This is a genomic window from Nocardioides sp. NPDC057577, from assembly GCF_042801335.1.
Taxonomy (GTDB): Bacteria; Actinomycetota; Actinomycetes; order Propionibacteriales; family Nocardioidaceae; genus Nocardioides.
This window is the reverse complement of record NZ_JBHVGB010000132.1, coordinates 1-17,342: the sequence shown is the minus strand read 5'-3', so window position 1 is coordinate 17,342 and position 17,342 is coordinate 1. Positions and strand designations below refer to the sequence as shown.

14 protein-coding genes are annotated in these 17,342 nt (G+C 71.6%); 8 read left to right on the top strand and 6 right to left on the bottom strand.

From position 1 onward, the window contains the following. The first annotated feature begins 235 nt into the window (after positions 1–235). The gene (locus tag ACFU7D_RS21660) at positions 236–655 is read left to right on the top strand and encodes a pyridoxamine 5'-phosphate oxidase family protein (protein ID WP_378871016.1); all 420 of its coding nucleotides are present in this window, start codon (positions 236–238) and stop codon (positions 653–655) included. A gap of 7 nt (positions 656–662) precedes the next feature. On the opposite strand, the gene ACFU7D_RS21655 is transcribed toward ACFU7D_RS21660, so the two are convergent. Next, positions 663–1,742, bottom strand: a complete 1,080-nt coding sequence (locus tag ACFU7D_RS21655) for an NAD(P)-binding domain-containing protein (protein ID WP_378871014.1) — start codon at positions 1,740–1,742, stop codon at positions 663–665. A gap of 122 nt (positions 1,743–1,864) precedes the next feature. On the opposite strand from ACFU7D_RS21655, the gene ACFU7D_RS21650 reads away from it, so the two are divergent. From ACFU7D_RS21650 to ACFU7D_RS21630, 5 genes are all read left to right on the top strand, one after another. Next, the gene (locus ACFU7D_RS21650) at positions 1,865–3,205 is read left to right on the top strand and encodes a cytochrome P450 (protein WP_378871011.1); all 1,341 of its coding nucleotides are present in this window, start codon (positions 1,865–1,867) and stop codon (positions 3,203–3,205) included. Between the two features lie 8 nt (positions 3,206–3,213). Next, entirely contained in the window at positions 3,214–4,803 is a 1,590-nt protein-coding gene (locus ACFU7D_RS21645) for a succinic semialdehyde dehydrogenase (RefSeq protein ID WP_378871008.1), read from the top strand. Beyond that, on the top strand, positions 4,800–6,467 hold the full coding sequence (locus ACFU7D_RS21640) for a class I adenylate-forming enzyme family protein (protein ID WP_378871006.1): 1,668 nt from the start codon (positions 4,800–4,802) through the stop codon (positions 6,465–6,467). The genes ACFU7D_RS21645 and ACFU7D_RS21640 overlap by 4 nt, the downstream gene beginning before the upstream one ends. Further along, positions 6,464–7,294, top strand: coding sequence for an SDR family oxidoreductase (locus ACFU7D_RS21635; RefSeq protein ID WP_378871004.1), 831 nt, complete (start codon positions 6,464–6,466; stop codon positions 7,292–7,294). The genes ACFU7D_RS21640 and ACFU7D_RS21635 overlap by 4 nt, the downstream gene beginning before the upstream one ends. A 74-nt stretch (positions 7,295–7,368) precedes the next feature. Then, on the top strand, positions 7,369–8,679 hold the full coding sequence (locus ACFU7D_RS21630; protein WP_378871001.1) for an APC family permease: 1,311 nt from the start codon (positions 7,369–7,371) through the stop codon (positions 8,677–8,679). Here the strand turns inward: ACFU7D_RS21630 and ACFU7D_RS21625 are convergent. Together ACFU7D_RS21625 and ACFU7D_RS21620 are read right to left on the bottom strand one after the other, a co-directional pair. Further along, positions 8,602–9,993 (bottom strand): PLP-dependent aminotransferase family protein, encoded by a 1,392-nt coding sequence (locus tag ACFU7D_RS21625; RefSeq protein ID WP_378870992.1) that lies wholly within the window; start codon positions 9,991–9,993, stop codon positions 8,602–8,604. The genes ACFU7D_RS21630 and ACFU7D_RS21625 overlap by 78 nt on opposite strands. A gap of 58 nt (positions 9,994–10,051) precedes the next feature. Further along, positions 10,052–10,630 (bottom strand): hypothetical protein, encoded by a 579-nt coding sequence (locus ACFU7D_RS21620; protein ID WP_378870990.1) that lies wholly within the window; start codon positions 10,628–10,630, stop codon positions 10,052–10,054. A gap of 50 nt (positions 10,631–10,680) precedes the next feature. Between ACFU7D_RS21620 and ACFU7D_RS21615 the strand changes: the two genes are divergently transcribed. Continuing rightward, positions 10,681–15,351 carry a DEAD/DEAH box helicase gene (locus ACFU7D_RS21615; RefSeq protein WP_378870987.1) on the top strand — a complete coding sequence of 1,557 codons (4,671 nt, stop codon included), beginning with the start codon at positions 10,681–10,683 and terminating at the stop codon, positions 15,349–15,351. A 4-nt stretch (positions 15,352–15,355) separates the two neighbouring features. After that, the gene (locus ACFU7D_RS21610; protein WP_378870984.1) at positions 15,356–16,108 is read left to right on the top strand and encodes a DNA-formamidopyrimidine glycosylase family protein; all 753 of its coding nucleotides are present in this window, start codon (positions 15,356–15,358) and stop codon (positions 16,106–16,108) included. A gap of 8 nt (positions 16,109–16,116) precedes the next feature. Here the strand turns inward: ACFU7D_RS21610 and ACFU7D_RS21605 are convergent, their stop codons facing one another. From ACFU7D_RS21605 to ACFU7D_RS21595, 3 genes are all read right to left on the bottom strand, one after another. Next, positions 16,117–16,359 carry a hypothetical protein gene (locus ACFU7D_RS21605; protein WP_378870981.1) on the bottom strand — a complete coding sequence of 81 codons (243 nt, stop codon included), beginning with the start codon at positions 16,357–16,359 and terminating at the stop codon, positions 16,117–16,119. 113 nt (positions 16,360–16,472) lie between these two features. Further along, on the bottom strand, positions 16,473–16,760 hold the full coding sequence (locus ACFU7D_RS21600) for a helix-turn-helix domain-containing protein (protein ID WP_040754988.1): 288 nt from the start codon (positions 16,758–16,760) through the stop codon (positions 16,473–16,475). 60 nt (positions 16,761–16,820) lie between these two features. Then, positions 16,821–17,306 (bottom strand): CinA family protein, encoded by a 486-nt coding sequence (locus ACFU7D_RS21595; protein WP_378870979.1) that lies wholly within the window; start codon positions 17,304–17,306, stop codon positions 16,821–16,823. Positions 17,307–17,342 lie beyond the last annotated feature (36 nt).

Genomic DNA, 17,342 nt, shown 5'->3' with positions numbered 1-17,342 from the left:
GTGTCAAGGACCGCGAAGCGGCCGGCGAAGCCGGCGGCCGAAGGCCGTCCTTTACTCCGGGGCCCGTCGAGAAGACCCTCCAAGCAAGGGTCGGCGGCCCACGGTCCCAAGAAGAACCAGCCCCGAAAGCGACCGTGTTGGTCTCGACACGCTCGCTGGCGCTCGCGGCTCGACCAGCGGCGAGGGCGAGGTCGAGGTCGAGCAGCAGGATGGCTGGACACCGTACGGTCGAAACATGGGCATCTCACGACAAGACCGCCAAGAGCTCCTCACCCAACCCCTGATCGCAGCACTCTCAGTAGCCCGAGAGAACGGAAGAGCGCCCCTGACCGTCCCGATCTGGTACGACTACACCCCCGACGGCGACGCATGGTTTGTCACCGGCAAGGACTCGCTGAAGACCAGGCTGATCGCGGCAGCAGGACGCTGCACGCTGATGGTGGAGCGCCTGGACCCGACGGTCCGCTACGTGTCGGTCGAAGGGCCGGTGCGGATCGCGGATGCGGAAGAGGGCGAAGCGGAGGCGATGGCGCGGCGCTACCTGCCGCCCGAAGCAGCCGACGCCTACCTCGCGCAGGCGGCGGGCTTTCCGCCCGAGGTGACGATCCGGCTCACGCCGGAGCACTGGATCTCGGCCGACCTCGGCTCACTGTGAGGACGACTCACCCAGTCGCGAGCTGACCGTCCTCGGTCAGCTGTCGCCTGACCGCGAGGGCAGCGGCACGGCCGGCACGGCTGGCTCCGATGGTGCTGGCCGACGGGCCGTAGCCGACGAGCTGGACCCGCGGGTCGTACGCAGCGGTGACGGCGGTCTGGACGTCGGCCGAGCCGCGCAGCAGCGGGATCCCTCCGTGCGAGCTTCGCAGATGAAGCGGAGCGAGGTGAGTGACGGCCGGCCGGAACCCGGTCGCCCACAGGATCGCCTCGACGGGCTCGTACGCACCGGATGACCACCGCAGCCCGGACGGCTCGATGAGGCTGAACATCGGCAGCCGGCGCTCGTAGACCCCGAGCCGCGCGGCCTCCTGCTCCTGCGGACGCAGCGAGAGACCGGTGACGCTGACGACGCTCGCGGGCGGCAACCCGGCCTCGACCCGCTCAGCCACCAAACCCACCGCCTCGCGTCCGCGCTCGGCGTCGAAGTCGGTGCGCCAGACCGGCTCACGTCGAGTCACCCACAGCACCGAGGTCACCGGCGCGAGCTCGCCGAGGAACTGCACCGCCGAGGCTCCCCCGCCGACGACGGCGACGCGCTTGCCCCGGAAGTGCGCAGCGCCCGGATAGTCGTGGGTGTGCACCTGCTCCCCGAGGAAGGTCGAGGCCCCCGGGTAGTGCGGGACGAACGGTCGCGTCCAGGTCCCGGTCGCGTTGACCAGCGTACGAGTGAACCAGGTGCGACCGTCGGCCGAGTGCACCGCCAGCAGGTCACCGACGGAGGTCACCGACGTCACCGAGACGGGGCGCTCCACCGGAAGATCGTGCAGAGACTCGTAGAGACCGAACCAGCCCGGCACCGCGACGTTGGCGCGCTCGCCCGACTCCCCCGGCGCCCGCCCGTCCGGCAGGTCCGCGACGCCGTGCACGTCGTGCATGGTGAGCGAGTCCCAGCGGTGCTGCCAGGCGCCGCCGGGGCGCCGCTCGGCGTCGAGCACGACGTGGCGTACGCCCAGCCGGCTGAGGTGGTAGGAAGCCGACAGACCGGCCTGACCGGCACCGATCACCACTGATTCGTAGCTCTCCACAAACACCTCAACAACGCCCGAGGCGCATCCATGCCCGCCGAACGGCTGCGGGAACACGTTCTACCTGACTAACCTCGGACACGTCACTCGGGACCGGGAGGTCAGACGATGGATCAGGCACCATGACAGCGACCGAGGCGCTCCGCGAGGTCCCACGACTCGTGCCCGGCGACCGCGGCCTCCCCTGGGTCGGCCGGCTGCTGGACTACTCGCGCGACCCGGTCGGCTTCTACCGGCACCAGTGGGAGACGTACGGCCCGGTCTCGCCGTTCTTCCGTGCCGGCGAGACCGGGGTGGTCGCGCTCGGCCCGGACGCGTGCGAGGCGGTGCTGCGCAACAAGGAGAAGGCGTACGCCAACGGGCCGGCCTGGGGACAGATCGTCGGGCCCTTCTTCGACCGTGGCCTGATGCTGCTCGACCTCGAGGAGCACCACGCCCATCGCCGCATCATGCAGGAGGCCTTCACCCGGGACCGGCTCGCCACGTATACGACCGCGATGCACCCGGCGATCGCGCAGGGCATGCGCGGCTGGGCCCACACTGCGGCGTTCCCGGCCTACCCGAGACTCAAGCAGCTCACCCTCGACATCGCCGCGGACATCTTCATGGGTGGGGCGTCCGAGACCAGCCGCGCCGAGATGGACCGGGTCAACAAGGCGTTCATCGCCTGCGTGCAGGCGGCCCCCGGCGTCGTACGTGCCGATGTGCCGTTGACCCGCTGGGGCCGGGCGTTCCGTGGGCGGAAGGTGCTCGAGGGGTTCCTGCGCCACTACCTCCCCGCCAAACGCGCGAAGCAGAGCGACGACATCTTCTCGGTGCTGTGCCACATCGAGACCGACGACGGCGAGCGGTTCAGCGACGAGGACGTCGTCAACCACATGATCTTCCTGATGATGGCCGCCCACGACACCTCGACGATCACCACCTCGACGATGCTGCAGTACCTCGGCCAGCATCCGCAGTGGCAGCAGCGCTGCCGCGAGGAGTCGCTCGCGCTCGGTCCGGCGCCGACCATGGCCGAGCTCGAGAGCCTGCAGAGCCTCGACCTGGTGATGAAGGAGGCGCTGCGGCTGCGTGCCCCGGTGCCCGCGCTGATCCGGCGTACGGTCAAGGAGACCCGCCTCCTCGGCGTCCGCATCCCCGCCGACACCGGCGTGATGGTCGGGGTCCAGTTCAGCCACATGATGGAGGACTACTGGACCAACCCGACCGTGTTCGACCCCGAGCGGTTCGCGCCGCACCGGCGCGAGGACAAGAGCCACCGGATGGCGTGGGAGCCGTTCGGCGGCGGGGTGCACAAGTGCATCGGTCTCTACTTCGCCGGCCTGGAGGTCAAGTCGATCCTGCACCGACTCCTGCGCGACTACCGGTGGAGCGTCTCCCCCGGCTACCGCGCCCCTCTCGACAACAGCTCGCTGCCGTTCCCGAAGGACGGCAACCCCATCCACCTGATCCGGATCTGAGGAGATCGATGACCACGAAGACAACCGCGGCCGAGAGCGTACGTCCCGGATGGGTCGACGAGGCGCGGCTCGCCTCCTGGACCCGGTGGGTCTCGGCCCCGGTCTCCGGAGGTGACGGCACGCTGACCGCGACCGCGCCGTACGACGCCCTACCGACCGCTCCGGTGCCCTCTGTGACCGCCGCGGACGTCACCGAGGCCGCGGCTGCGGCGCGGGCGGCCCAGCCCGACTGGGCCACGCTCGACTTCCAGGACCGTGCCGAGGTCATGCTCCGGTTCCACGACCTGCTGGTCGAGCGCCAGGACGAGGTGCTCGACCTGATCCAGTGGGAGATGGGCAAGGCCCGCTTTCACGCCTGGCAGGAGATCCTCCAGGTCGGCACCATCGCCCGCCACTACGCGCGTCGAGGCCCCACCTATCTCGCCGACAAGCGCGTGCGCGGGGCCATCCCCGGCATCACCTCCGTGAAGGAGGTGCGGGTGCCGAAGCAGGTCGTCGGGATCATCTCGCCGTGGAACTACCCGCTCTATCTCGGGGTCGGCGACGCCGTCCCGGCTCTGCTCGCCGGAGCGGCCGTGATCAGCAAGGCCGACCCGCAGGCGCCGTTGACGCTGCTGTGGGCGAGGGCGCTGATGGCCGAGGCGGGGCTGCCCGAGCACGTCTGGCAGGTCGTCACCGGGCCGGGCGCGGCCACCGGCGAGGCGGTCATCGACAACGTCGACTACATCGCCTTCACCGGCTCGACGGCCACCGGACGGATCGTGGCCCAGCGCGCCGCGGGCCGGTTGATCGGCGCCTCGCTCGAGCTCGGCGGGAAGAACCCGCTCATCGTCCGCCGCGACGCCGACCTCGCCCAGGCCGCTCGCGGCACGGTGATGGCGGCCTTCGCCAACACCGGCCAGATGTGTGTCCACATCGAGCGCGTGGTGGTGCACGAGGACGTCTACGACACCTTCCGCCAGGCGCTGGTCGCCGAGACGGAGAGCCAGGTGGTCGGGCAGACCTTCGACTACTCCGCCGACGTCGGGTCGCTGGCCTCGCAGGCGCAGCTCGACAAGGTCACCGCCCACGTCACCGACGCGGTCGCGAAGGGTGCGACCGTGCTCGCCGGCGGCGAGCCGCTCGCCGAGGTGGGTCCGTACGCCTTCGCCCCGACCGTCCTGGAGGGCGTGAGCGACGAGATGGACCTGTGTCTCGGTGAGACCTTCGGCCCGGTCATCGCGCTCTACCGCGCGGACAGCGACGAGGAGGCGGTCCGTATCGCCAACCAGGGCGAGGCCGGGCTCTCGGCGAGCGTGTTCAGCAAGAACGTGCGCGAGGCCGACATGATCGCCCGCCGCATCCGCGCGGGCGCGGTGAACATCAACGACGGCGCCGCCCTGGCTGCCGGGAGCATCGAGGCCGGGATGGGTGGCATGGGATCGAGTGGGCTCGGTCGCCGCCACGGCGCGGACGGGATCCGGAAGTTCACCGACGCCCAGACCCTCGCGGCCTCCCGGATGGGCCCGATCGGGCCGTTCAAGGGGCAGACGGTCGAGAAGTTCGTCGCGCTGGGCAACGGGCAGCTCAAGGCACTGCGGAAGCTGGGCGCACGATGAGCGCGCTTCCGGGCCGGCACAACCTGGCGGTGCTGGCCGAGGAGTCCTACGCCCGCCACGGCGACCACCCGATGATCTTCTTCGAAGGCACCTGGCACTCCTCCGCGGAGATCGCCGAGCGGTCCGCGCGGGTCGCCGGCGGCCTGTGCAGGCTCGGCATCGAGCCCGGTGACCGGGTCGTGGTGCTCACCATGAACACCCCGGAGGTCTTCGTCAGCTATCGCGCCCTGTGGCGCCTCGGCGCGGTGGTGACGCCGGTGATCTTCCTGCAGACCCCGCCCGAGCTGCGTCACATCCTCGAGGACTCCGGGGCCAGGGCGGCCATCGTCACGCCCGAGCTGCTGCCGCTGGTGCAGGCCGCCTCCGAGGGTCTCGACCTCACCGTCATCGTGGCCGGAGACGTCCCAGCACCGCTGGTCGAGCCCGCGAGCGAAGCGAGCGGTGTCGAGACCAACACAGCTCGATCGAGCGCCGGAGGGGACCGTGTTGGTCTCGACACGCCTTCGCCTAGCGGCTCCGGCGGCTCGACCAGCGGGGAGCCCAGGGCCCTGGTCGCGTACCAGATCCTGGAGAGCGCCGACCCGATCGACATCGCCCCGCGCGGTGACGACGACCTCGCGGCGCTGCTCTACACCGGCGGCACCACCGGGCGGGCCAAGGGCGTGATGCTGAGCCACCGCGGGCTGTGGGAGTCCGGGCACGCCCTCCACCGGGTCGGGGAGAGCCAGGGCACGACACGGTGGCTGCTGCCGCTGCCGCTCTCCCATGCGTACGGCCTGATCGTGGTGATCAGCGGCATGCACTCGTCGAGGCCGCAGAGCTCGGTGCTGCAGCGGTGGTTCGACGCCAAGGGGTGGCTCGAGCTCGCCCAGGAGCACCGGGTCGAGTCGAGCACGGTGGTGCCCTCGATGCTGCAGATGCTGCTCGACCAGCCCTACCAGGACTACGACCTGAGCTCGCTGCGCTCCTTCGGCAGCGGTGGCGCACCGCTGCTGCCGGCGCTGCGGGAGAAGGCCGAGGAGGCCTTCGACGTGTCCATCCTGGAGGGCTACGGCTGCACCGAGTCGAGCGCGGTCATCGCCGCCTCCACCCTCGAGGAGTCGCGGCCGGGCAGCGTCGGCAAGCCGCTCTCCCACGCCGAGGTGATCATCGCCGGCCCCGATGGCGAAGCGGTCCCGACCGGCGAGGAGGGCGAGATCTGGGTGCGTGGTCCCGGGGTGATGCAGGGCTACTGGAACGACCCTGCGCAGACGGCGGCGACCGTCGTCGACGGCTGGCTGCGCACCGGCGACATCGGCCACTTCGACGCCGACGGGTACCTCTACGTCGACGACCGGATCAAGGACCTGATCATCCGGGGCGGGTTCAACGTCTTCCCGCGCGACGTCGAGGACGCGCTGCTCGCCCACGACGCCGTCACCGCCGCCGCGGTGGTCGGACGCCCGGACACCCAGCGAGGCGAGGAGGTGGTCGCGGCAGTCGCCCTTCATCCCGGCGCACGCACCACCCCCGAGGAGCTGATCGCCTTCGCCAAGACGCGGCTAGCGCCGCACAAGTACCCCCGCGAGGTGCTGATCCTCGACGCCGTCCCCGTCACCAGCGTGGGCAAGACCGACAGAAAGGCCGTACGCAGCATGGTCCGCACCACCGAAGGAGAGTCATGAGCCGTCCCGTCGAGGCAATGTCCGTCATCGTCACCGGCGGCGCGCGCGGCATCGGTCGCGCCACCGTCGAGCGGCTCGCCCGCGCCGGCGCGAAGGTCGCTGTGGGCGACCTGGACCCGGACCTGCTCGAGGAGGTGACCGCCGAGTTCGGCTCGCGGGTCGTGGCCGCGCATCTCGACGTCACCGACCCCGCCTCCTGGCGTACGTTCCTCGAGTCGGTCGCGGACCTGGGACCGTGGGACGTGCTGGTCAACAACGCCGGGATCATGCCGCTCGGCTCGGTCCTGAAGGAGGACGACGCGCTCACCCGGGCGATCTTCGAGGTCAACGTGCACGGCCCGATCAACGGGATCAAGGCGGTCGCGCCGGCGATGGTCGACCGGGGTCAGGGGCACATCGTCAACGTCGCCTCGGCCGTCGGCCGGGTGCCGGTCCCGGACGCGGCGACCTACTCGGCCTCGAAGTTCGCCGTGGTCGGCTTCTCCGAGGCGCTGCGGATGGAGCTGGCGCCCTCAGGGGTCGACGTCTCGCTCATCCTGCCCGCGGTCGTGCAGACCGAGCTCGCCGACGGGGTGCCGGCGGCGAAGGGGATGAAGCCGGTCACCGCCGAGGACGTCGCGGAGGCGATCGAGTCGGTCATCCGCGAGCCGCGGCCCGAGGTCTGGGTGCCCAACTGGGCCCAGTCCCTGACCAAGATCACCCAGGCGATGCCGCGACGGTTCCAGGACTTCATCGACCGGGCGACCAACGCCTCGCAGCTGCTCGCGGGGGTCGACCCGTCGGCGCGGGCGGCGTACGAGGAGCGGGTGCGGCGCAACGTACGTTAAGGGCGGATTGGCCCAGGAGACGAGGGGCTGATTGGCCGGGCGCAGCGGGTGCCGCGCTCACTAGCGTCAGGGGCGTGAAGAACGACGGACTCTCCGTGCCCCAGGGCGCGGCTCTCACCCTCGGTGCGGTGCTCGGCACCGGTGTCATCTCCCTGCCCGCGCTGGCGGCGAGCGAGGCCGGGCCGGCCTCGCTGGTGGCCTGGCTGGCCCTGATCGTGCTCTCGGTGCCGCTCGCGGCGACCTTCGCCGCGCTGGGGGCGCGGCATCCTGACGGCGGCGGGGTGGCGACGTACGCACGGCTCGCCTTCAACCCGCACGTCGCGACCATGGTCGGCTGGGCGTTCTACCTGACGATCGGCGTGGGGGCGCCGGTCGCGGCCGGGTTCGGCGGGGCGTACGTCGCCGACGCCTTCGGCGGCGGCCGGACCATGTCCCTCGCCGCGACGGCGGGGATCATCGCGCTGGTCACCGCGATGAACTGGTTCGGGATCAAGGTGTCCGGAGGCGTGCAACTGGCGATCGCCGGAGCCATCGCCCTGCTGCTCGCGGTGGCGGTCGTGGTGGCGCTGCCGCACGCCGACCTGGGGCGGCTGACGCCGTTCGCGCCGCACGGATGGGGTGCGGTCGGCACCGCGGCGGCGATGCTGGTGTGGGCGTTCGCGGGGTGGGAGATCCTCTCCTCGCTCTCGGCCGAGTACCGCGACCCGGCGCGCGACATCCGCCGGGCCACGTTCCTGGCGCTGGGGGTCGTGACGGTGCTCTACCTCGGGATCGCGTTCGCGACGGTCGCCTCGCTCGGGTCCACCTCCGGTGCCGCGCCGCTGGCGGACCTGCTCGTCCTCGGCTTCGGGGAGCCCGCACGCCCGGTGACCGCCGTGGTCGCGGTGCTGCTGACCATCGGGGCGATCAACGCCTACTTCGCCGGCGGCTCGCGGCTGGGCGCGTCGTTGGCCCGCGACGGTGCGTTGCCGCGGTTCCTGGCCGAGCCCGGGTCCGGCATCCCGCGCCGCTCGTTGCTCGCCATCTGTGCCGTCGCGCTCGGCTCGCTCGCGGTCATCTGGGTCGCCGGCACCTCGACCGATGCCCTCCTCCTGATGGCGTCGGGGACCTTCTCCCTGCTGTACGTGGTGGGGGCGGCGGCCGCGCTGCGGCTGCTCCCTCGTGGCACCGGCTCCTGGTGGGCGGCGGTCTGCTCGATGGTCGCGGCGCTGGCCCTGCTGGGGCTCACCGGCGCCCACCTGCTCGGCCCGGTGATCTGCGGCGGGGCCGGTCTGGCCTGGTCGCTGGCCACCTCGAGACGAGGCCGGTCACGTCCAGCCCGCGAGGGTGGCCAGGAGCTCGAGCCCGCGGGGCAGGCTCTCTGTCCGGACGGCTCCATAGCCTAGGAACAGCCCGTCACGACCGGGCAGCATCCGATGCGCGCCGATCGTGTCCAGCGCCAGCCCCTCGGCCGCGGCACGTTCGGGCAGGTCGGCGGGGAGATCCGCGTAGGCGGACAGGTGCAGTCCGGCCGCCGACGGGAGCACCTCGACCGGCCACGTGGAGAGGGTCTCGAGGAGGAGCGAGCGGCGCTCGGCGTACGTCTTGGACGCCTTGCGCACATGACGGGCGAGGAGGCCCTCCTCCAGGAACCGGGCCAGGGCGGCCTGGGGCTGGACGGGGCCGAAGCCGTCGGTGAGCTGCTTGGCGGCGAGCAGCGCATCGACCAGCGAGGCGGGGGTGACCAGATAGCCGGCACGCAAGCTGGGGAGCAGCGACTTGGAGAAGGTCCCGACATAGATCACCCGGCCCTGGTCGTCGAGGGCGTGCAGCGGCTCGAGGGGCCGTTCGGTGAACCGGAACTCGCTGTCGTAGTCGTCCTCCACGATGCCCGCGTCATGCGTGTTCGCGAAGGCGAGGAGGGCTCGGCGGCGTGGGAGGGAGAGGCGTACGCCGAGCGGGAACTGGTGGCTCGGGGTCGTGTAGACGAGCCGGGCCTGCTCCGGTATCTGCTCGACGACCAGCCCTTCGGAGTCGACCGGGACCGGCACCACCCGGGCGCCGTGGGAGGCGAAGAGGTCGAGCGCGGACGGGTAGCCGGGGTCCTCCACGGCGACGATGTCGCCCGGCTCCAGCAGCACCCGGGCGACGAGATCGAGCGCCTGCTGGGTGCCGCTGGTGACCACGATCTGTCCCGGGTCGGCCCGCACCCCACGGTGGTAGGCCACCGTGTGCGCCAGCGCCTCGCGCAGCCTCGGCAGTCCCGCCGGCGAGGCGTAGGTGCCGGGGTTGTGGCCGCGCAGCCGCGACTCGGCCGCGAGGATCCGTCGCCAGGTGTCGAACGGGAAGAGCTCGGCGTCGGGGATCCCCACCCGCAGGTCGTACGCCGGGACCGCAGCCTCCGCGCTCGTCGGCCGTGGGGCCCAGCGCCAGCCCGGTCGCGGGGTCAGCGCCCCGGGGGCGCCGGCCCTGGGGCTTCCCGCGACAGCCGCGACGTACGTCCCCGAGCCCACCCGCGACTCCAGGAACCCTTCGGCGACCAGGCGTTCGTAGACCGTCGCGACGGTGGTGCGTGAGATCCCCAGATCGGACGCCAGCGCGCGGCTCGCGGGCAGCCGGTCGCCCACATTGAGCCTGCCGTCGCCGATCGCGTCGCGCAGGGCCTGGTAGAGCGACGCGGATCGCACGGCGCGGTCGGTCAGGTCGAGCGCGAGGTCCACAGCGGGATTGGACCACACCTGGGCGCCGAGCGCGCCCTGGTTTCAGGACTCCGGCACATCAGGGACTGATCGGCAGTCCGAGGCGGGTGATGATCTCCTCGGCGGTCTCGGCCGCGGACAGACGGGTGTTGTCGACCACGGTGTGCGGGAAACGCAGCGGGAACGGCATCTCCGGGCCGGTCGAGAGCACATGGCGCTCGTTCCAGTCCACGGCGTTGGCCCTCGCCCACTCGGTGTCGCGCTTGGACGGCTTCGCGGCCAGCCGCTCGGGGGTGCCCTCGCGACTCAGACGGGTCGGCAGATCGGCGTACAGCTCGACACAGTCGACCTTCCCGCCCGCCTCGACCACGGGAGCAACCAGCCTGGTGACGGCCTCCGCGTCCTCGGGGACCTCGAGCGCCCAGACATAGGTGAAGATGAGGCCCGGGAGCTCGGAGGCCACCGCCTCCTCGATCACCCGTCGCCGGAACTCGGCCTTGAGCATCCCGAACGACGGCATCTCCCAGTCGAAGACCTCCAGCAGCGGCTCGATCGTGGCGTGGTTGTGGAAGAGACGGTACGGCGTACGTGCCGCGATCTCCCGGCCCACGCTCATCTTGCCGACCGCCGGTGGGCCGAAGAGGTTGATGAGATGCATGAGGTCAGTGTGGCCGCTGAGTGTCGGTGGTCGCGACTAAGTTTGTCCCTATGAGCGACACGTCCCAGGCGTTGGCGCGGTTCAGCGACCCGACACGTACGTGGTTCGCGGCTGCCTTCGCGGCGCCGACCGCGGCTCAGGCCGGTGCCTGGGAGGCCGTCGGGGCGGGGCGCAACGCGCTGGTGGTGGCGCCCACCGGCTCGGGCAAGACGCTGAGCGCGTTCCTGTGGTCGATCGACAAGCTGCTCACCGAGCCGGTGCCTGAGAAGAAGCAGCGCTGCCGGGTGCTCTACATCTCGCCGCTCAAAGCGCTCGGCGTCGACGTCGAGCGCAACCTGCGCTCGCCACTGGTGGGGATCCGGCAGACCGCCGAGCGGCTGGGGGTGGACGCGCCCGAGGTGCGCGTCGGGGTGCGGTCCGGCGACACGACCGCGGCCGACCGGCGGCGCCTGACGACCGCTCCCCCGGACATCTTGATCACCACGCCCGAGTCGCTGTTCCTGATGCTGACCAGCCAGGCGCGCGAGATCCTGCGCAGCGTCGAGACGGTGATCGTCGACGAGGTCCACGCGGTCGCGGCGACCAAGCGCGGCTCCCACCTGGCGCTCACCCTGGAGCGCCTCGACGCGCTGCTGGACGCACCGGCGCAGCGGATCGGGCTCTCGGCAACCGTGCGCCCGCTGGAGGAGGTCGCCCGCTATCTGGGCGGTGCCCAGCCCGTCGAGATCGTCGCGCCACCCGCCGAGAAGCGGTGGGACCTCAGCGTGGTCGTGCCGGTCGAGGACATGACCGCGCCGAGCCCTTACGACGAGGACGAGGAGGATCCGCAGCGGGCCTCCTCGATCTGGCCGCACGTGGAGGAGCACGTCGCCGACCTGGTCACCGCCCATCGCTCCACCATCGTCTTCGCCAACTCGCGCCGGATCGCGGAGCGGCTGACCGCGCGGCTCAACGAGATCGCCTCCGACCGGGTGTTCGAGACCGGGCCGCCGCCCGCGCAGGTGATGGCGCAGTCGGGTCAGTCGCACGGTGCGGCGCAGGTGATCGCCAAGGCTCACCACGGCAGCGTGTCGAAGGAGCAGCGCGCGCTGATCGAGGACGACCTCAAGTCCGGCCGGCTGCCGGCGGTGGTCGCCACCTCCAGCCTCGAGCTCGGCATCGACATGGGCGCGGTCGACCTCGTCGTCCAGATCGAGTCACCGCCCAGCGTCGCCTCCGCTCTCCAACGCGTCGGGCGGGCCGGCCACCAGGTCGGTGAGGTCTCCCGCGGGGTGCTCTTCCCCAAGCATCGCGGCGACCTCGCCCAGACCGCGGTCAGCGTGCAGCGGATGCGGCAGGGCCTGATCGAGTCGATGAGCCTCCCGACCAACCCGCTCGACGTACTCGCCCAGCAGATCGTCGCGGCCACCGCCCTGGACACCTGGGACGTCGACGAGCTGTTCACGACGGTCCGGCGGACGGCGTCGTACGCGACCCTCCCCCGCTCCGCCTACGACGCGACCCTCGACCTGCTCGCCGGGCGCTACCCGAGCGAGGAGTTCGCCGAGCTGCGACCGCGCATCGTGTGGGACCGGGTCGCCGGGACCGTGACCGGTCGTCCGGGAGCACAGCGGCTGGCCGTCACCAGCGGCGGCACCATCCCCGACCGCGGGCTCTTCGGGGTCTACCTGGTCGGTGAGGGGGTGGGCCGGCGGGTCGGCGAGCTCGACGAGGAGATGGTCTACGAGTCGCGGGTCGGCGACGTCTTCGCGCTGGGCGCGACGAGCTGGCGGATCGAGGACATCACCCACGACCGGGTGCTGGTGACCCCGGCTCCCGGCATTCCAGGGAGGCTGCCGTTCTGGAAGGGCGACTCGCTCGGCCGGCCCGCGGAGCTCGGCGAGGCCGTCGGCGCCTACACCCGCGAGCTCGCCGCGCTGCCCGCGAAGAAGGCGGAGGCGCGCGCGCAGGAGGACGGCCTGGATGCCTACGCCGCCGCCAACCTGGTCACCTACCTGCACGAACAGGCCGAGGCCACCAACGTCCTCCCCTCCGACAGCACTATCGTCGTCGAGCGCTTCCGCGACGAGCTGGGCGACTGGCGACTGGTGGTCCACTCCCCCTACGGCCGCCCGGTGCACGCGCCGTGGGCGCTGGCGATCAACGCCCGGATCCGGGAACGCTACGGGGTCGACGGGCAGGCGATCGACAGCGACGACGGCATCGTGATCCGGCTCCCCGACACCGACGCCGAGGCACCGACCGGCGAGATCATCGTCTTCGAGCCCGACGAGATCGAGGACCTGGTCACGACCGAGGTCGGCGGGTCGGCACTGTTCGCCAGCCGTTTCCGCGAGTGCGCGGCGCGAGCCCTGCTCCTGCCCCGCCGCGACCCCGGCCGCCGCTCGCCGCTGTGGCAGCAGCGCCAGCGCTCCGCCGCCCTGCTCGAGGTCGCCTCGCAGTACCCGAGCTTCCCGATCATCCTCGAGGCCGTACGCGAGTGCCTCCGCGACGTCTACGACCTCCCCTCCCTGGTCGGCCTCCTGCGGCGCATCGAACGCCGCGAGATATCGATCGTCGATGTCGCCACGCCCTCCCCGTCCCCCTATGCCCAGTCGCTGCTCTTCGGCTACGTCGCCCAGTTCCTCTACGAGGGCGACTCGCCCCTGGCCGAGCGCCGCGCCGCCGCTCTCACCCTCGACCAGGGCCTCCTCGCCGAGCTGTTGGGTCGAGCCGAGCTCCGCGAGCTCCTCGACCCGGAAGTCCTGACCGAGGTCGAGTCCGAGCTCCAGCGCCTGGCTCCCGGCAGGAAGGCCCGTGGCACCGAAGGCATCACCGACCTCATCCGCACCATCGGCCCCCTCACCCTCGACGAGATCACCGCCCGCACCGCGTCGTCACCGCTGGTCGAGCCCGCGAGCGAAGCGAGCGGTGTCGAGACCAACACGGTCGACTCGAGCGCCGACGGGAACCGTGTTGGTCTCGAGCCGGATTCGTTCGTTCCTCACGAATCCGGCTCGACCAGCGAGGGCGATGGGATTCCCGAGGTGCTCGCAGAGCTCGCCAACGCTCGGCGGGTGGTCGAGGTGCGGGTGGCAGGAGAGGCTCGATGGGCGGTGATCGAGGATGTGGCCAGGCTCAGGGACGGACTGGGGGTGGCGGTTCCTCCGGGCGTACCGTCGGCGTTCACCGAGCCCGTCGAGGACCCGGTCGGCGACCTGGTCTCTCGCTATGCACGCTCGCACGGTCCGTTCACCTCCACCGACGTCGCCACGCGGCTGGGGCTGGGAGAGGCAGTCGTCCGGCACACCCTGGCGCGGCTCTCGGCGCGGGGGCGGGTGCTCGACGGTGAGTTCCGGCCGGGCGGGAGCGGGCTGGAGTGGTGTGACGCCGAGGTGCTCCGGATGCTGCGCCGACGCTCGCTGGCCCGGCTGCGCAAGGAGGTCGAGCCGGTCGAGCCGGCGGCGCTGGGCAGGTTCCTTCCGGCCTGGCAGAAGACGAACGTACGCAAGGGCGCGCTGCGCGGGGTCGACGGGGTGCTGAGCGTCGTCGACCAGCTGGCCGGGTGCCCGGTGCCGGCCAGCGCGCTGGAGAGCCTGATCCTGCCGGCGCGGGTGGTGGACTACGAGCCGGCGTTCCTCGATGAGCTGACCTCGGGAGGTGAGGTGCTCTGGGCAGGGCACGGCACCCTGCCCGGCACCGACGGCTGGGTCTCCCTGCACCCGGCCGACACCGCCGACCTCACCCTGCCACCGCCCACCGAGATGCCATCCGGGCCCCTCGCCGAACGGCTCCTGGAAGCCCTCGAACCCGGCGGCGCCTGGTTCTTCCACCAGCTCGCCCGGACCGTCTCCTCCCAGACCGAGGAGACACCGAGCGACGCCGACCTGAGCGCGGCCCTGTGGGAGCTGGTCTGGTCGGGACGGGTCAGCAACGACACCCTGCTCCCGGTGCGGGCGCTGACCCGTTCCGGCACGCCCTCGCACCGCTCCCGGAGACCGCCGCCACGAGCCCGCGGCGGCCGCTACACCGGCGGCACGCGGATGCCGGCCCGGGCCGGCCTTCCGGAGACCGCCGGGCGCTGGACGATCCTGCCGGAGCCCGATTCCGACCCGACCAAGCGCGCCCACGCGGCGGCCGAGCGGCTGCTGGACCGGCACGGCGTGGTCACCCGCGGCGCGGTCCAGTCCGAGCGCACCCCGGGCGGGTTCGCCGCCGTCTACAAGGTGCTCAGCGCCTTCGAGGAGTCCGGAAGGGCCAGGCGGGGTTACTTCGTCGAGGGTCTGGGTGCGGCCCAGTTCGGCACCGCAGGATCGGTCGACCGGCTGCGTACGTTCTCCCGGGTGGAGGCGGCCGACAAACCGGTCGCCCTCGCACTCGCCGCGACCGACCCCGCGAACCCCTACGGCGCCGCCCTCCCCTGGCCGGCCTCGGAGGAGGGCCACCGGCCCGGCCGCAAGGCGGGCGCGATCGCGGTGCTGGTCGACGGCGAGCTGGCGATGTACGTCGAACGCGGCGGCCGCACGCTGCTGACCTGGTCCGAGGACCCCAACCTCCTCGAACCGGCCGCCGAGGCGCTCGCCGAGGCAGTTCGGCGAGGGGCGCTGGGTCGGCTCACCGTCGAGAAGGCAGATGGCGCCCCGCTGCTCGGCTCCGGCGAGACGCCGCTGCGCCAAGCGCTGCAGTACGCAGGCTTCATCGCCACCCCGCGCGGTCTCCGGCTCACCTCGCCGAGCAGGTGAACCGATGCCAGAGGGGGACGCGGTGCTCCGGACCGCCCGCAGGCTCGACAAGGGGCTGGCGGGACAGGTCCTGACACGTACGGACTTCCGGGTCCCGCAGCTGGCCACCGCGGACCTCTCCGGCGGCACCGTGCGCGGGACAGTGACCCACGGCAAGCACCTGCTGACCCGGATCGACCACCGCACCGGCGAGTGGACCCTGCACACCCACCTGAAGATGGAGGGATCCTGGCGGATCCTCGAGGTGGGCCGACGCTGGCCCAAGCCCGGGTTCCAGGCACGAGTGGTGCTCCGCACCGAGAAGACCGAGGCGGTCGGCTTCCTCCTCGGCATCGTCGACCTCGTCCCCCGCGACCAGGAGAAGCCGCTGGTCGCCCATCTCGGCCCGGACATCCTCGCCGACGGCTGGGACCCGGAGACGGCCATCGAACGCCTCTTCCGGCAACCGGAGCGGCCCCTCTTCGACGCGCTGCGCGACCAGACCAACCTGGCCGGGATCGGCACGATCTACGCCGCCGAGACCTGCTTCATCGCCGGGATCAGCCCGTTGCGTACGGTCGCGGAGGCCGGCGATCGACTCCCACGGATGCTTCAGCGCACTCGCGACCTGATGCAGGCCGACTGGTCACGCTCCCGTCAGATGTGGGTCTACGGCCGCCGAACGTGCCGACGCTGCGGCGGCACCGTGACCGTCGCCAGGGTCGGCGAGCCGGGCAAGGAGCGCCCGGCCTACTACTGCGCGAGCTGCCAGGCGTAGAGCGCGCCCTAGGCCCCGTGGAGCAGCCGCATCCGGATCTGGGCGATCCGGACCCGGAGGTCACGCATCTGGCGGGCGACGTGCGCCCGCTCGCCAGGAGCGACCGAGGTGAACTCGTCGCGAAGGATGTTCAGGGTCTCCTCCAGCCCGAAGAGCTCGGCCTCGAGCAGGTCGGGGGAATGCGCGGCGCCCTCGAGACGCGGTGACGGCACCGTCAGGCCCGGAAGCTCGTTCTCGACTGCCATGCTCATCGCACCATCTCCCCATGAACGCGTGGGCCCCTGGTGGGCTCACGTCGGCATGGAGACGCAACCATCCGCGTTGAGACACGGATGCGGAAATCTCCCCCAGATTGGGGAAGGAATCAAGCGGCAGCGGCGTCGGCCGCGGCGCGGACGGGCATCCGGAGGATGGTGGCCTCTTCGAGCGCCACGGCGTCGGACACGTCGCGAAGAACATCGGAGAGGGCAACGTCGAGCGCGCTGCAGAGCGAGGCGAGGAGCTCGGAGGAGGCTTCCTTCTGGCCACGCTCCACCTCGGAGATGTAGCCGAGGCTGACTCGCGCCTCCGCGGAGACCTCACGCAGGGTCATCCCACGCTCCAGCCGCTGGGCACGAAGCACCTCGCCGAGAAGTCGACGGAAGAGCACCATTGCGGTCAGCCTCCTACAGTTCACAAGTCACCGACATCTGGGTGACGTCTGGCTCCAACGCTACCTGACCCTTCGATGTTCCCGCCGAAGTAGTCCGAGTAGTTCATCAACAGCGAACAAACACGTATCACGCTGGATCTCCGCGCGCGAGCCCGACAGCCCGAGACTCGCAGTTGTTTCACCGTGCGGACCGGAAACTCCCACGTAGACCGTCCCGACGGGCTTTCCCTCCTGCTCCTCAGGCCCGGCGACCCCCGTGGTCGCCAGCGCGTACGTCGCCCCCGACCGTTCCCGTGCCCCCGCGGCCATCGCCGCGGCGCACTCCCCGGAGACCACCCCGACGGTCTCGATCACCGAGACGGGGACACCGAGCAGCGTGTGCTTCAGCTCCGTCGCGTACGTCACGAAGCCCCCGCGAAACGTCTTCGAGGCGCCCGGAGGCTCGGTGAGCAGCGCGGCCAGGCGCCCGGCGGTCAGGGACTCGGCCGTGGCCACCGTCGCACCGGCATCGCGCAGCGCGGCATGAAGCTCTTCGACAGCACTCATGCCGACGACGGTAGCGGCCCGGCCGTCGCAGTGACG